Origin of the sequence: Rhodopseudomonas infernalis (genome assembly GCF_022271405.1) — a bacterium.
Lineage (GTDB): Bacteria > Pseudomonadota > Alphaproteobacteria > Rhizobiales > Xanthobacteraceae > Rhodopseudomonas > Rhodopseudomonas infernalis.
Map to the genome: position 1 here is coordinate 48,025 of NZ_JAJNAL010000013.1, position 14,317 is coordinate 62,341.

13 protein-coding genes are annotated in these 14,317 nt (G+C 63.9%); 3 read left to right on the forward strand and 10 right to left on the reverse strand.

Annotation, left to right across the window (positions count from 1 at the left end; all coding sequences use genetic code 11):
• Positions 1-45: 45 nt before the first annotated feature.
• Both LPW26_RS11310 and LPW26_RS11315 read right to left on the reverse strand, forming a co-directional pair.
• On the reverse strand, positions 46-1,017 hold the full coding sequence (locus LPW26_RS11310; protein ID WP_238735220.1) for a Bug family tripartite tricarboxylate transporter substrate binding protein: 972 nt from the start codon (positions 1,015-1,017) through the stop codon (positions 46-48).
• A gap of 546 nt (positions 1,018-1,563) precedes the next feature.
• Complete coding sequence (locus LPW26_RS11315) at positions 1,564-1,950, reverse strand: cupin domain-containing protein (RefSeq protein ID WP_238735221.1); 387 nt, start codon at positions 1,948-1,950, stop codon at positions 1,564-1,566.
• 487 nt (positions 1,951-2,437) lie between these two features.
• On the opposite strand from LPW26_RS11315, the gene LPW26_RS11320 reads away from it, so the two are divergent.
• The gene (locus tag LPW26_RS11320) at positions 2,438-3,250 is read left to right on the forward strand and encodes an alpha/beta fold hydrolase (protein ID WP_238735222.1); all 813 of its coding nucleotides are present in this window, start codon (positions 2,438-2,440) and stop codon (positions 3,248-3,250) included.
• 24 nt (positions 3,251-3,274) lie between these two features.
• On the opposite strand, the gene LPW26_RS11325 is transcribed toward LPW26_RS11320, so the two are convergent.
• Entirely contained in the window at positions 3,275-4,141 is an 867-nt protein-coding gene (locus tag LPW26_RS11325; protein WP_238735223.1) for a LysR family transcriptional regulator, read from the reverse strand.
• Between the two features lie 209 nt (positions 4,142-4,350).
• On the opposite strand from LPW26_RS11325, the gene LPW26_RS11330 reads away from it, so the two are divergent.
• Positions 4,351-5,607: a flavin-dependent oxidoreductase gene (locus LPW26_RS11330; protein WP_238735224.1), complete on the forward strand. Its 1,257-nt coding sequence runs from the start codon at positions 4,351-4,353 to the stop codon at positions 5,605-5,607.
• A gap of 6 nt (positions 5,608-5,613) precedes the next feature.
• Entirely contained in the window at positions 5,614-6,471 is an 858-nt protein-coding gene (locus LPW26_RS11335; protein WP_238735225.1) for an aspartate dehydrogenase, read from the forward strand.
• A 49-nt stretch (positions 6,472-6,520) separates the two neighbouring features.
• On the opposite strand, the gene LPW26_RS11340 is transcribed toward LPW26_RS11335, so the two are convergent.
• From LPW26_RS11340 to LPW26_RS11370, 7 genes are read right to left on the reverse strand one after another with little or no spacing between them, the layout of a single operon-like run.
• On the reverse strand, positions 6,521-7,285 hold the full coding sequence (locus LPW26_RS11340; protein WP_238735226.1) for an SDR family oxidoreductase: 765 nt from the start codon (positions 7,283-7,285) through the stop codon (positions 6,521-6,523).
• Positions 7,282-8,820, reverse strand: coding sequence for a class I adenylate-forming enzyme family protein (locus LPW26_RS11345; protein ID WP_238735228.1), 1,539 nt, complete (start codon positions 8,818-8,820; stop codon positions 7,282-7,284). The genes LPW26_RS11340 and LPW26_RS11345 overlap by 4 nt, the downstream gene beginning before the upstream one ends.
• The gene (locus tag LPW26_RS11350) at positions 8,817-9,848 is read right to left on the reverse strand and encodes an ABC transporter ATP-binding protein (protein WP_238735230.1); all 1,032 of its coding nucleotides are present in this window, start codon (positions 9,846-9,848) and stop codon (positions 8,817-8,819) included. The genes LPW26_RS11345 and LPW26_RS11350 overlap by 4 nt, the downstream gene beginning before the upstream one ends.
• Complete coding sequence (locus tag LPW26_RS11355) at positions 9,826-10,830, reverse strand: ABC transporter ATP-binding protein (protein ID WP_238735232.1); 1,005 nt, start codon at positions 10,828-10,830, stop codon at positions 9,826-9,828. The genes LPW26_RS11350 and LPW26_RS11355 overlap by 23 nt, the downstream gene beginning before the upstream one ends.
• Position 10,831: 1 nt before the next feature.
• Entirely contained in the window at positions 10,832-11,683 is an 852-nt protein-coding gene (locus LPW26_RS11360; RefSeq protein WP_238735234.1) for an ABC transporter permease, read from the reverse strand.
• Positions 11,684-11,685: 2 nt separating this feature from the next.
• Positions 11,686-12,654 (reverse strand): ABC transporter permease, encoded by a 969-nt coding sequence (locus LPW26_RS11365; protein WP_011441964.1) that lies wholly within the window; start codon positions 12,652-12,654, stop codon positions 11,686-11,688.
• 20 nt (positions 12,655-12,674) lie between these two features.
• On the reverse strand, positions 12,675-14,282 hold the full coding sequence (locus tag LPW26_RS11370) for an ABC transporter substrate-binding protein (RefSeq protein WP_238735236.1): 1,608 nt from the start codon (positions 14,280-14,282) through the stop codon (positions 12,675-12,677).
• Between the last annotated feature and the right edge of the window lie 35 nt (positions 14,283-14,317).

Here is a 14,317-nt window from a genome sequence, read left to right on the forward strand (position 1 = left end):
CCCGACCTGTACCGGTCGGGACGACCGTACTGCGCGGCACTCGAATCAGGTCTTGTTCCCGCGGATTTCCTTCATCAGTTCTTTCCACTGATCGAGTTCGGTGGCGATCGCGGCTCTGAACTGATCGGGCGTGGTGAAAACAGTCGACGCGCCCACCACAGCCATCGCCTTCTTGACCTCCGGATCGTCGGCCATCTTCTTGAGAGCTTGCGAGAGCTTCTCCACCACGGGGGCAGGCGTCCCCCCCGGCGCCATGATGGCATTCCACGATTCAGCGCTGTAATTCGGCAGAATGGCTTCGGCGACGGTCGGCAGGTCCGGAGCAAACTCGCTGCGCTTCTCGCTGGTCACGGCGATCGCCCGCACCGTATTGGCCTCCATCTGCGGAAGCGCGTCCGTCATGTTGGTGAAGGACAAATTGACCTCGCCCGACACCACCGCCGCGGTCGCCGGCGCTCCGCCCTTGAACGGCACGTGCGTCATCTTGGTCCCCGTGCGCGCCTGGAACAGCGCGACCGAGAAGTACATCAGCCCGGCAGCACCGCTCGACCCGAAGCTCAGCTTGCCCGGATTCGCCTTGGCGTAGTCGACCAGCTCCTGCATCGATTTCGCCGGCACCGAAGGGTTGACGATCACAGTCTGCGGGATGGTGCTGATGATGCTGATCGGCGTCAGATCCTTGAGCGGATCGTATTTCACACCCTGGGCGACCGGCGCGATCGACACCGCGCCGATGCTGCAGACGCACAGTGCGTAGCCGTCGCCCGGCAGCTTGGACACGAAGTCGGTTCCAACGATGCCCCCGCCGCCGGCGCGGTTCTCGACGATCACCGTCTGTCCGAACGTCTTCTGCAGATAGTTGCCGGTGATGCGCGCGACCGTATCGGTGTAGCCGCCTGGAGCATAGGGCACGATCAGCCGAATACTCTTTGACGGCCACTCTTCTGCAGAGGCAGCCGTCCACGCCATCGAAGACAGCAGCAACGCGGCTGCCGCAATCAGTTTCGTCCTTGCCATGAGTCTCGCCCCTCGCATGTCGGTTCAGCGCTGATCAATCCTGGTGCCGAACGCTCCCGGGCGTAGACTATCTTGGCGCGTTTTCCGTCATGCAATGTAGAAAAAACTCACGAAGATGGGTTCGAAAAATGCATCGTCGGCGAGGCGATATTGCCTGCGGGACAGGCGTTTCTCGCCCAAACAACATGCATCCCGCTCAGGCTCGGGTCAGCACATGCAACTGGCGGCTCGCTCGTCGGCGGGCGAGCGGATGGAACCCCGCACAGACTTTGGTGATACCGACGCGTGGATGCGCTGCGAAGTGCGGGAGCCTCGAGGCGGACAGACAAAGGCGCGTATTCGGCAGGAAGCGCGACTGTCGAGTTGCTCGTCTCTTGAAAGCGCACGTCGTTTCAGTACGCAAATGAAACCGACGTCTCGGCGAGAGTGGATGATTGAACGATATGCAGGGCGAAGGCTCGGCGCCGCCAGCGATCGGCCGCCGAGCCGCCCGTTCAATCGAAAGAGATGCCGTGCATGCGACGCAAACTGCGTGCAAGTCCCCGGTTAGGCCCCGGGAGCCCAGCGACGCGAGATTTCCGCGCGGTTCTCGTAGGACGCCTCGAAGATCGGCGCCGCCAGCGTCGCCCGGACGTGCAGGATGGTCTTTTCGAGATTCCGGAAGCCGTGCTTCATGCCGGCCGGAATCAGCACCGACTGATTGGCGGTGACGATGGCGGTTTCGCCATTCAGCGAAATTTCGGCACGCCCCTCGATCACTTCCAGTATTTCCTCGACCGCATGAATATGAATCGGAGCCCCGAGATCGGGATCGCAGAACTGATCGAACACGCACATCTGTCGACCGCCGAGCAGGAACGACAACCGCATCCGCGTCATCACGCCGTCCCGCCACTTTTCCAGCGGTTGAGCATTGTGGTCCAGAACCTTCATGGCAGAGCCTTTCGTTGAGTTTCTCTCGAGGAAGAATGGATGTTCGCCGCGGCTTGGGCCAGGCCGATCAGACACCGGCAATGCGCGGCCTCGTCGGATCGGACGCGCGTCATGATGTTAGGCAACCAGCATCTGCTCGCTCTCGTTAGAACGGACGGGCCGTCAAATACGCATCGGCGCACTCCCGCAGCGCGGGTGCGGGTGCTGCGCGCGAGAGCGTAGATCGAAGCTATCCGGAACCGGCCCGGAGCGCGCAACTAGAAAAAACTCACGAAGATGCGTGCGGAAAACTCATCGCGCGGCTGTCGGGCCTGCCGAATTCTCGGGCTTCTCGCGCGCGATCATCGTGCACTGCGCACAATCGGCGATCAAAAGGGTCGTGGCGCCGCATCACGAGCATTGATGATTTTTTTGAAGCTTATCGATCACCGCACTTTGTATTACGCGTCAGGCTGAGATCGGCATGAACGACGAGGCCTGAGCCAGAATGCCATACGCGGGTGACAACGACAGCTTGTACTACGAAGACAGCGGGCACGGCCCGGCAATCGTCTTCATTCCCGGCTTCGGCGGCGTCGGTTCGTTCTGGAAGCGCCAGGTGGAGTTCTTCAGTCGATCCTATCGGGTGATCGCGATCGATCAACGCGGTGCCGGCTTCAGCGCACGCACCCGCAAACCCTATTCGATCGGCCAGATGACCGATGACGTCCGCATCGTGTTGGACAGTGCCGGCATCGATATCGCCACCCTGGTCGGCCACTCCACCGGCGGCGCGATAGCCCAGACGCTGGCGGTCGAGTCACCGACGCGGGTTGCCGCGCTGGTGCTGTCGTCGACCTGGTGCACGCCCGGCAATTATTTCCGCCGCGTGTTCGAATTCCGTCGCTCGCTGCTGGAACTCGGCGCGACCGACCTGTTCCACAAGGCCGGCGTGTTCTTCCGCTATCCGCCGGATTATGCGGAAGTCCACGATGCCAGCTTCGATGGCGGCGGCGCCGTCGACGTCGACATCACCATCTCGCGGATCGACGCGATCCTGAATGCCGACATGAGCGCGATCAGCCCGCGCGTCGCGGTGCCGACCTTGGTGCTCGCCGCGCGCGACGACACTCTGATCCCGAAATACATGTCGGATCAGCTCGCGAAACGGATCCCGGGCGCGGACTACATCGTGCTCGACCGCGGCGGCCACTTCCTGCCGGAAACGCGGGGCGACGACTACAACGGTGCGCTTGCCGGCTTCTTCCGCCAGCGAAGTGTCGAAGCACCAAGCCTGACAGCCCAGGAGCTGGCGCGATGAGTGGAAACTGCGGACGCGGGGCGGTCAGAACCCGGCCGCGAACTTGGCCTTGATGAACTCTGCGAATCCAGCATGCTTGGCCAGCGCAATCTTGTCCGCATCGGCGATCAGATAGAGATCGCGCGGCCGCGTGTCGGAATAGCGGTCGAGCAGCTTCACCAGCCGGCCGGTGCCGAGGTCGTCGTTGACCAGAAAGGCCGCCAGCCGCGCGATGCCGAATCCGTCAAGCGCGGCGCGGTAGACAGCGCTGCCGAAGCTGATGAGGCGGCTGGGCGGAACGATGTTGAGCTCCTTGTCTTCGACGAAGAACTGCCAATGCGGATGAGTGCTTATCACCAGGCAATTGTGGGCTTGGAGGTCGCGCGGGTGCTGCGGTGTGCCGTGGCGCTCGAGATAGTCCGGCGCCGCGCAGATCGTCCACGGATTGGCCGTCAGCTTCATCGAGACCTTGTTCTTGTCCGAGGACGCCAGCGACTGCACGATGAAGTCGTAGTCGACGTTGGAGCCGAGCTCGGTCGGAACAAGCTCGATGCGCATCTGCGGATGGGCGTGCAAATATTCCTCGACGAACCCCACCAGCTTGCGTTCCAGCAGCGCTGCCGGCGCTCCGACGACAAGCTGACCAACAGGAATCGGCGAGAACTGCTCCAGATCGTCAGCGGCCGACGCGATCGCCGCCAGGAGCGGCTTGATCCGGGCGAAGTACGCCTCACCCGCCGCGGTGAGCTCGACCTTGCGGGTGGTCCGGGACAGCAGTTGGACACCGAGCTTGTCTTCCAGCAGTGCGACGCGCCGACTGATCGCCGACGGCGTCAGCCGCAACCTGCGGGCCGCGCCGGCAAAGCCGCCGCTTTCTGCCACCAGAATGAAGACCTCGAGTTCCGACGCCATCGTTTGTCCGTTGCCTCCGCGTTGGTGCGGCGATCCCTGCTTCGGCTTTCCGAAGGGATCGTCGTTCACCTTGCCATACAACGGATTCGGCAGAAAGCGATCGGCCGGCTCGCGAGGCGAGCGTCGCCCCTTTTCCCATGCCCGGCCGGCACGCTTGCCGTGCATCCGCCGGGTGTTCACAATTCCAATCAATCCGAGAGGCTGAACAGATGAGCAAGACGCCGAACGTCGTCATCGCCGGTGGAGGCATTTGCGGGCTCGCGCTCGCGCTCAACCTGCATCGCCGCGGCATCGCCTGCCGCGTGTACGAGCGGGCGCCGGAAATCAAGCCGCTCGGCGTCGGCATCACGCTGCTCCCCCACGCGATGCGCGAACTGACCGCGCTGGGCCTGCGCGACGAACTGGTCGCGGTCGGCATCGAGAATCGCGAGAGCGCGTTCTTCAACCGGTTCGGCCAGCTCATCTACAAGGAGCCGCGCGGCAGATACGCCGGCTACGATGTTCCCGAGATCGGCATCCATCGCGGGCGGCTTCATGTCATCCTGGCTGACGCAGTGCGCAGCCGGCTCGGCGCCGAGGCGGTGGTGACGGATTGCGAGTGCACCGGCGTGACGCAGAACGAGGACGGCGTCACGGTGAACTTCCGGCAGACGACCACCGGGCAGACGCTGGACAGCGTTCACGGCGATATCGTCGTCGCCTGCGACGGCGTCAACTCCGCGATCCGCAAGCAGTACTATCCGGACGACAAGCTGGCGTTCGCCGGCATCAACAGTTGGCGCGGCGTGACCCGGCACAAGCCGATCCTCGGCGGGCGGACCTACATGCGGGTCGGCTCCATCCGAACCGGCAAGATAGTGATCTATCCGATCATCGACAACTTCGACGACGAGGGCAATCAGCTGATCAATTGGATGGCCGATATCGAGCGGGACACCTTCGTTCGCAACGACTGGAACCAGCCGGGCAAGCTCGAGGATTTTCTGCCGGTGTACCAGGACTGGAAGTTCGACTGGCTCGACGTCGCGCAGATGATCCGCGACGCGCATCAGATCCTCGAATACCCGATGGTCGACAAGGACCCGATCGAGACCTGGACGTTCGACCGGGTGACGCTCGCCGGCGACGCTGCACACCCGATGTATCCACGCGGCTCCAACGGTGCGGCGCAAAGCCTGATCGACGCGCGAACGCTCGCGGACACCCTGGTGGCGCATCAGGACATGAAGCAGGCGCTCAAAGCCTATGAGGCGGTGCGCGCCAAGGCCGCCGCCGCAGTGGTTCGCACCAACCGGCAGTCGCCGCCGGACTTCATCAACACGACGGTGGAACGGCTGGTCGGCGACAAGCCGTTCGACAAGCTCGACGACTACATCACCCAGGACGAACTCCGGCAGCTGTCGGAGAACTACAAACAGGTCGCCGGCTTCACGCTGGCCGACGTCGTTCCGGCGCGCGGGGGCTGAGCCGCAATGGCGCGGGCTGCTACGCTGCCGAACCAGAGCCGCTTGCCGCGTCGATCCCGATCGGCGCCGCTCCGACTGGTGTTCATCGGCTGGGGCGCGATCAACTCGCGCGTCGGAGATCTGTTGCGCGAGCGCGGCGAGCCGGTCGAGATCGCGGCGATCGCGACGATCGACAGCCCCGAGGCACGCAGCCAAATGCCCGAGGGCGTTGAATTTCTCGCCTCCGAGGATCAGCTCCGCGGGCTCAAGCCGGATCTCGTGGTCGAGGCCGCCGGCCGCGCCGCGATCCTGCAATGGGGGCCGGCCGCGTTGGCGGCGGCGCCCGCCGTGATCCTGGCATCCACCAGCGCCCTCGCCGACGACGGCGTGCTGGCCAAGCTGGCCGACCTGGCGGATCGCCATGGCAGCCGCATCGAGATTCCATCCGGCGCGATTGGCGGCCTGGACGCGCTGGCGAGCGCGGCTGTGCTCGGACTGGACGACGTCGTGCACCAGATCGTCAAGCCGCCGCGCGCCTGGAAGGCCACCCCGGCCGAGCGGCTGCTCGATCTGGAGCGGATGAGCGAGCGCGCCGTGTTCTTCTCAGGGACCGCCAGACAGGCGGCGGCGGACTATCCACAGAACGCCAACGCCACGGTGGTGACGGCGCTGGCCGGCATCGGCATGGATCGGACCCGGGTCGAGATGATCGCCGATCCCGCGGCGACGATGAACGGTCACCGTATCGCGGCGAAAGGCGCCTTCGGCCGGATGGAGATCACGCTGGAGAACCGACCGCTCGTCACCAATCCGAAATCCTCGGAACTGACTGCGCTGAGCCTGGTCCGCCTAATCGAGCACCGCATCAATCTGCTGGTGATCTAGGCTGAAGGAGGATGCAAGCGGCCTCTCACCGACCGCTTGCACGAGGCCATCAAATTCTCTGCCCGCCGGACGCGTCGATGCGCTGGCCGGTGACCCAGCCGCCGGCCTGCGACAGCAGAAACATCACCACCGAGGCGATATCGTCGGTCTGGCCGAGCCGCCCCAGCGCGATGGTCTGGATGGCGGCAGTCGCCCGCGCCGGATCCTTGTCGAGCGGATTCATGTCGGTGACCGTCGCGCCCGGCAGAACAGCGTTGACGGTGATGCCGCGCGGGCCAAGCTGTTTGGCGAGCACGATGCTCAGCGTCTCCAGCGCCGCCTTCGACGGCGCGTAGATGCTCATATCCGGAAACGCCGCGCGGGTACCCATCGACGAGACGTTGACGATGCGGCCTCCGTCCCTGATCGCCGGATGCAGCGCGCGGGTCAGAAAGAACGGCGCCCGGAAGTTCACCGCGATCATGCGATCGAAGATCTCGTCGTCGACCTGATCGATCCGGTAGCGTCCACCGTAACCGGCATTGTTGATCAGGAGATCGAACTTGCGTTCGCCCGTCCGCTGCTCGACCGCTTCGAGGAAGGTCGCCGCAAGTCTGTCGGGGCCCGTTCTTTCGGAGAGATCCGCCTGAAGCAGAAAACCGTCGCCGCCCCCGGCCTGGATCGCCTTGAGGGTTTCCTGGGCCGCATCGGCGCCACCGGCGTAGTGCACGCCGACAACCGCGCCTTCACGCGCAGCAGCGATCGCGATCGCCCGTCCGATGCCGCGGCTCGAGCCGGTGACCAGCGCCGTCTTACCAACCAATGCCCCGGTCATGCGGCGGCTTCGGCGTGGGAGGAAACCGACCAGCGATTGCTGGCTTCCAGTTCCTTGGCCTCGCGGATCAGCGCCGCGCGATCGATCTTGTTGGTGCCGGCCCACGGCAGATCGGCCACGAAGCTGACGCGGCGCGGATGCTGATAGGTCGGCCCGTTGCGCAGCGCGTAGGCCTTGATGTCTTCGGTCGTAGCGCTTTGGCCGTCGGCCAGCACGAGGAAAGCCACCGGCATTTGGCCGCGCTCCTCGTCGGCGAGCGGAACGACCGCAGCCTGGCGTACCGCCGGATGCGTCTCCAGCATCTTCTCGACGTCGCCCGGATAGATGTTCTCGCCGCCGCACACGAACATGTCGTCGGCGCGGCCGATGAAGTAATAGAAGCCGTCCGCGTCGCGCCGCATGACGTCGCCGCTGTAGTACCAGCCGTCGCGCATCACCGAGGCGGTCTTCTCCGGCATGCCGCGATAGCGCGTCATCAGCGCCGGATTGCGCATCAGCAGCACGCCCTCGTCGTCGCTGGGGCCGTCGACCAGCTTCACCATCGACGGATCGATCGGATAGCCGATCGTGAGCGGCGGCAGCGGCTTGCCCTCCGGGTGAGGCCCGAATACGGACGGGCCGGCCTCCGTGGTGCCGTAGCCGTGAGTCAGCATGGCATGCGGAAACGCCGCCTGAATCTTGTCGGCCATGGCCCTGGTGATCGGCGCAGAGGCCAGCGCCAGCCGCTTCAGCCGGCTATAATCGTTGGCGGCCAAGAGGTCGGGCTCGCGCAGCAGCCGCGCGAACATTGTCGGCACCGCAGTCACCGCGGTGACGCCATGATCCGCCATGGCCTGCAGATAACGCCGGCTGTCGAAGCCCGGCATCAGAACCATGCTCGCATTGCTGGCGAAGATGCTCTTGGCGCCGAACAGGCCGTTCATGTGGAACAGCGGCTGAGCGATGATGTAGACCTCGTCGCAGGTGTCGGCGCTGACGCCCTTAGCGGCAAGCGCCCACAGTTGGCTGTCGTGGCTGAGCTCGACGCCCTTCGGCCGTCCGGTGGAACCGGAGGTGTAGAGGATCTGTCCGAGTTCGCCCGGCTGCGCCTCCACCGTTTCGAATTCGCCGGGCACGATGCGCGCGGCAAAACCTTCGGGTCCCGCATCGTCGAAGTCGAGGAACGCGAATCCCGCCGGCAGAAGCTGACGCGAAGCTGTATCGACGAAGGCAAACTTGGTGTCGGAGTCGCGCAGCACGAAATCGATCGTTTCGGCCGGCTGCTTGGTGTTGACCGGCAGCGCGACGAAGCCGGCGCGCATGATGCCGAAATACGCCGCAATGTACTCCGCACGGTTGAGCGAGAGAATGGCGACCGTCGTTCCACGCGCCAAGCCAAGCCCGGTCAAATAAGACGCCACGCCATTTGCGAGCCGATCGATCTCGCTATGGGTCCAGACCCTCGGCTCCGGGGACCGCAGATCGATGATCGCGGGACGATCGAGATCGCGGGAGCGATCCACCAAATCTCCGAGGTTCTTCCATCGGAAGCTCATGCTCGTGCTCCTACCTTGTACTTCTCTTCGGCTTTCCGACTGAGCGATGAAACAGACGCGCTCGCCGCGTTCTCGATCTGATCGACGAGATCGTAGTGACAGGCCGTTCTGCGATTTTCGCCGAGCGGCCGAAGGATCGGCCTCTCCTGCCGGCAGCGATCCGTCGCGAACGGACAACGCGTCGAGAACGCGCAACCTTCCGGAAGATCGGTCGGGCTGGGCAGATCGCCCTGCAGCACGAAACGCTTGCGGCTGCGCATGACGTGCGGGTCGGCCACCGGCGCCGCGGCGAGCAGCGCCTGGGTGTAGGGATGCGCGGGGTGCTTCCAGATCGTCTCGGCGGAGCCCGTCTCGACGACTCGGCCGAGATACATCACGATCAGCTTGTTGGCGATGTGCTGGACCATGGTCAAATCGTGCGAGATGAACAGGTAGGACACGCCGAGCTTGTCCGACAGATCCTGCAGCAGATTGATCACCTGCGCCCGGATCGATACGTCGAGCGCCGACACCGGCTCATCGCAGATCACCAGCTTGGGCTTCAACGCGAGCGCACGGGCGATACCTATGCGCTGCCGCTGGCCGCCGGAAAACTCGTGCGGATAGCGAGATGCCGCATCCGGCGCCAGACCGACTTGAGTCATCAGCTCGGCGACGCGCGCCGAGATGGCGGCCTTGTCGTAGCCCGCGACCTGCAACGGCTGCGCGATCAGATTGCCGACCGTGCGCCGCGGATTGAGCGAATTGTGCGGATCCTGGAAGATCATCTGCATCTTCGAGCGGATCGGACGCATCGCCGACGGCGACAGGCTGGTGATGTTCTGGCCGTCCAGCACGATCTGCCCGTTGGTGGCCGGGATCAGGTGCATGATGGCCTTGCCGAGCGTGGATTTGCCACAGCCGGATTCCCCGACGAGGCCCACCGTTTCACCCGGCTCGATCTCCAGGCTGACGTCGTTCACCGCGTGGACGACGCCGGACGACGTTTGATAATCGACGACGAGACTACGCACCGACAGAAGCGACATTGTAGTCCTCCGTTTCGGTAGCCAGGAAGCAGGCAGCCTCGTGGCCCGCACCCTGATTGATCAAAGCCGGATGTTCGACGCGGCAACGCTCGAACACCAGCGGACAGCGGTTGGCGAACGCGCAGCCTTTCGGACGGTCCGACAAGCCCGGCACGGTCCCGGGAATTTCGACGAGCCGCCGCCGCCGTTCGTCGCCCGGCTTCGGCGTGGCGCCGATCAGACCCCGCGTGTAGGGATGGCGTGGATCGTCGAAGAGTAGGCCGACCGGCGCCTCCTCGGCCTTCTTGCCCGCGTACATCACGGTGACGCGGTCGGCGACATCGGCGATCACTCCGAGATCGTGGGTGATGAAGATCATCCCCATCCGGGATTCGCGCTGGATGTCCTTGAGCAGTTCGATGATCTGGGCCTGGATGGTGACGTCGAGCGCCGTGGTCGGTTCGTCGGCGATCAGCAATTTCGGCTCGCACGCGATCGCCATGGCGATGACGACGCGCTGATTCATGCCGCCGGACAATTCGTGCGGATAGGCATCGAAGCGACGCCGGGCATCCGGAATATGCACCCGGTCCAGCAATTCCAACGCCCGCTTGTCCGCGGCGCGTCGATCCAGCTTGAAATGCCGGCGGAGCACCTCGGTGAGCTGATAGCCGACGGTATAGACCGGGTTCAGCGAGCTCATCGGGTCCTGGAAGATGATCCCGATCTCGCGTCCCCGCACCGCTTGCATCCTGGTGTCGCTCAAGCCGATGAGATCGCGGCCTTCGAGCAGAATGGCGCCGCCCGTCACCTTTGCCGGCGGCATCGGTAGCAGCCCCATGATCGCCAGCGACGTCATGGATTTGCCGCAGCCGGACTCACCGACCAGACCAAGCGTCTGGCCGTGTTCGACGGTGAGGGAAAAGCGGTCGATCGCGCGCATCACGCCGCGCCGCGTGAACAGATCGACTTCGAGATCGCGAATTTCGAGCAGCGCCGCCATCTCAGCGGTCCCTCAGCTTGGGATTGAGCGCATCGTTCAGCCCATCGCCGATCAGGTTCATCGCCAGCACCGTCAACATGATCGCAACGCCGGGGATCGCGCAGATGTACCAGGAGCGGCGGATCAACGTGCGGCCGTCGCCGATCAGCGCGCCCCAGCTTGCGACATTGGGATCGCCGAGACCGAGGAACGAGATGGCGCTCTCGAACAGGATCGAGCTGCCGATGATCACCGAGGCGAGCACGATGACCGGCGGAATCGCGTTCGGCAGGATTTCGCCCGCCATGATCCGGATGTTGCTCATGCCCATCGAACGGCACGCCAGCACGAATTCGCGGTTCTTCAGCGTAAGGAATTCGGCTCGCGTCAGCCGGGCGATGCCCGGCCACATCGTGACGCCGATCGCCATCGTGATGTTGTCGATGGTCTGGCCCAGGATCGCCACCACCGTCATGATCAACAGGATGTTCGGGACCGTCTGAAACAGCTCCGTGATCCGGGTCAGGACCTCGTCAATCCAGCCGCCGAACCATGCCGCGGCGGCGCCGATAACGACGCCGATGGCGGTCGCAGTCAGTGCCGCGACGATGCCGATCATCAGCGTCGTTCGAGCACCGTAGGCTATCATCGCCAGGATGTTCCGGCCGATCGAGTCGGTGCCGAGCGGGTAGCGCGGGTTGGTGAACGGCCAGACCTCCGGCCGCGAGACGATGCGCAGCGGATTCTGTTCGATCAGCCAGGGTGCGGCGAGAGCGAGCCCCAACACGACGACAAGGATGATCATTCCGAGCAGCGCGCCGCGGTTACGGGCGAAGCGCAAGGCAAACTCGGCAAAAGCGGATCGATCTTTCATGTTCATCGGCTCCGGATTCGCGGATCAAGCCGGTAGTAGGCAAGATCGACCAGCAGATTGGCGACGGCAACGACGACCGCCGACAGAACGAAGACGCCCAACACGACCGGGTAATTGCGACTCATCACACTATCGAGCATCAAACTGCCGATGCCCGGCCAGGAGAACACCGCCTCGATCACCACCGAGCCGCCGAGGACAGTCCCGAGCTGCAGGCCGAGCAGCGTGACGACCGGCAGCAGCGCGTTGCGGAAGACGTGCGCCAGGATCACGCGGGTCTTGCTCAGGCCCTTGGCGCGCGCCGTTCGGACGAAGTCGAGCGAGAACACCTCGAGCATCGAGGCACGCATCACCCGGGTGTAGATCGCGGCGTAGAACAGGCCGAGCGACAGCGCCGGCAGGATGAGGTGGCGGATCACGTCGACCACCTGCCCGACCGGCCCGAACTTCCCACCGATCGTGGTCATGCCGCCGACCGGCAGCCAATCCAGATGTACGGCGAAGAAGATGATCAGCATGATTCCGAGCCAGAACGTCGGCGCGGCGAAGAAGAACACCGCAGCCAGTGAGATCACCACGTCCCAGGCCGTGTTGACCTTCACCGACGCGATGACGCCGGCGATCATCCCGAGCGTCACCGCCACCCCGAGCGACGTCAGCATCAGCAGCAGCGTCGAGGGCAGCTGCGCCATGATGATGTCGAACACCGGCGCGTTCTGGCGATACGAATAGCCGAGGTCGAAGCTGAACACCGACCAGGTGTAGCGCAGCAGCTGCACGATCGCCGGCTGATCGAGGCCGTACAAATGCTTGAGGTGCTGCAACGTCGCCGGATCGGTGACCTGCTGCTCGGACGTCATGATGTCGAGCAGCGATCCCGGCGCCATCTGGATGAGCGTGAAGTTCATCACGATGACGCCGAGGATGAGCGAGATGATCTGAAACAGTCGCCGCACGATCGAACGTTTCATCACGTCATCTCCTCTACAAATCAGACGTCGAGCCAAACGTCCGACAGGCTGTCCGCCGAAATATCGGCGCGATTGCCGACGCCCTTGACCTTCTTCGACATCATCGTCGTCGGGATCAGTTCGACCAGAACGGTGATCGGCAGATCTCGCGCTGCAATCTCTTGCAATTTGAAGGCCAAGTCCTTCCGCTTGGCTTCGTCGGACTCCACCGACATCTTGGCGACGATGTCGTCGACTTCGGGATTGGAATAGCCGGTGGCGTTGCGGAAGGCCGCGCCCTTCACAATCCCGCTCGTGCTGAGGTAGTCGGTCTGCTGGGGGACCAGCTCGACCCGCGCCGCGTAGTTCGACAGTGCGATGTCGTAATCGTAATCGCCATAGATCTGCTTCAGCGAAGTCGCGCGGTCGGGAACGGTGAGCGTCACTTCGACGCCGATGTCTTCCAGATTCTGCTTCACGAACTGGCCGACCTTGCCGTTCTCCTCGAACCAGCCGGCCGCAAGCAAGTGAACCTTGAAGCGCGACTTGCCCTTCTTCGGGTAGCCGGCATCGTCGAGCATCTTGGCGGCTTTCTTGGCGTCGAACTCGTATCGCGGCAGGTTCGGATTGTAGAATTTCGGGTTTGTCGAGCTGACGAAGGACGTGCCGGGCTTGGCGCGGCCGAAATACACAACGTCCGAGATGGTCGCCCGGTCGATGGCGGTGAGTAGTGCGCGGCGCACGGCCGGGTCCTTGACGATATCGCGGCGGCTATTGAATTCGATGGTCGAAGCCCAGGCGGCGCCGAGATAGCCGTCGTTCGATGCGACGAACTTGCCGGACTTGGACAGCCGGTCGATGTCCGGGGTCGGGATCGGGTTGAAGATGCCGAGCTGCAGTTCGTCGGCTTCCAGGGCCGCGGTGCGCGATGCGGCGTCGCGCCAGTAGCGCATCACCAAGCCGTTGAGATAGGGCTTGCCCGCATCCCAATATTTGTCGTTGGCGGCATATTCAATATGGCTGCCGCGCACCCACTGCTTGAACTTGAACGGACCGGTGCCGATCGGCGCGTTATTGGCGGGGTTGGTAACGATCTCCGAGCCGTCGTAGACGTGCTTCGGAATGACCAGCGAGGTCGCCAGCACCGACTTGAAGAAGAACTCCGGCGTCGGCTCTTTGAAGCTCACGCGCACCCCGCCTTCGGTCACCTCGGCCCCGGAGAAATTCTTCAGCGCCGCCTTGGCGATCGTCTGCAGCCAGTATTTTTCGATGCTGAAGACCACGTCGTCTGCGGTGAACGGCTTGCCGTCGTGCCACGTCACGCCTTTACGGAGCACGATGTCGTACGACTTGAAATCGGCCGAAGGCTTGACCTCGGTGGCCAGCACGGGAAGGAAGCCGGCCTGGCTGTCCTGACGCAGCAGCGGCTCCAGGATCTTGGTCGAGCTGATCAGCGGGCTGGAGCCGCCGCCGCCGGGAACGAACACGGCCTGCGGCTCGAAGCCACCCCAGGTCGCTACCAGCACGCCGCCCTTCTTCGGCTTCTCCTGCGCGAGTGCAGCAGATGGAAAGCCAAGCGACGTTCCGGCGGCGATCGCCGCAAGGGCGGACGTACCCAGAAACACTCGTCTGTTGATGTGGCTAGTCATCTCGAATCTCCGATCCCTAACTGTTGGACGTTGTC

What these genes read in the sequence shown, in the direction of transcription:
- LPW26_RS11310 (WP_238735220.1), bottom strand. Translation starts at nt 1,017, where the DNA reads ATGGCAAGGACGAAACTGATTGCGGCAGCCGCGTTGCTGCTGTCTTCG.
- LPW26_RS11315 (WP_238735221.1), bottom strand. Translation starts at nt 1,950, where the DNA reads ATGAAGGTTCTGGACCACAATGCTCAACCGCTGGAAAAGTGGCGGGAC.
- LPW26_RS11320 (WP_238735222.1), top strand. Translation starts at nt 2,438, where the DNA reads ATGCCATACGCGGGTGACAACGACAGCTTGTACTACGAAGACAGCGGG.
- LPW26_RS11325 (WP_238735223.1), bottom strand. Translation starts at nt 4,141, where the DNA reads ATGGCGTCGGAACTCGAGGTCTTCATTCTGGTGGCAGAAAGCGGCGGC.
- LPW26_RS11330 (WP_238735224.1), top strand. Translation starts at nt 4,351, where the DNA reads ATGAGCAAGACGCCGAACGTCGTCATCGCCGGTGGAGGCATTTGCGGG.
- LPW26_RS11335 (WP_238735225.1), top strand. Translation starts at nt 5,614, where the DNA reads ATGGCGCGGGCTGCTACGCTGCCGAACCAGAGCCGCTTGCCGCGTCGA.
- LPW26_RS11340 (WP_238735226.1), bottom strand. Translation starts at nt 7,285, where the DNA reads ATGACCGGGGCATTGGTTGGTAAGACGGCGCTGGTCACCGGCTCGAGC.
- LPW26_RS11345 (WP_238735228.1), bottom strand. Translation starts at nt 8,820, where the DNA reads ATGAGCTTCCGATGGAAGAACCTCGGAGATTTGGTGGATCGCTCCCGC.
- LPW26_RS11350 (WP_238735230.1), bottom strand. Translation starts at nt 9,848, where the DNA reads ATGTCGCTTCTGTCGGTGCGTAGTCTCGTCGTCGATTATCAAACGTCG.
- LPW26_RS11355 (WP_238735232.1), bottom strand. Translation starts at nt 10,830, where the DNA reads ATGGCGGCGCTGCTCGAAATTCGCGATCTCGAAGTCGATCTGTTCACG.
- LPW26_RS11360 (WP_238735234.1), bottom strand. Translation starts at nt 11,683, where the DNA reads ATGAAAGATCGATCCGCTTTTGCCGAGTTTGCCTTGCGCTTCGCCCGT.
- LPW26_RS11365 (WP_011441964.1), bottom strand. Translation starts at nt 12,654, where the DNA reads ATGAAACGTTCGATCGTGCGGCGACTGTTTCAGATCATCTCGCTCATC.
- LPW26_RS11370 (WP_238735236.1), bottom strand. Translation starts at nt 14,282, where the DNA reads ATGACTAGCCACATCAACAGACGAGTGTTTCTGGGTACGTCCGCCCTT.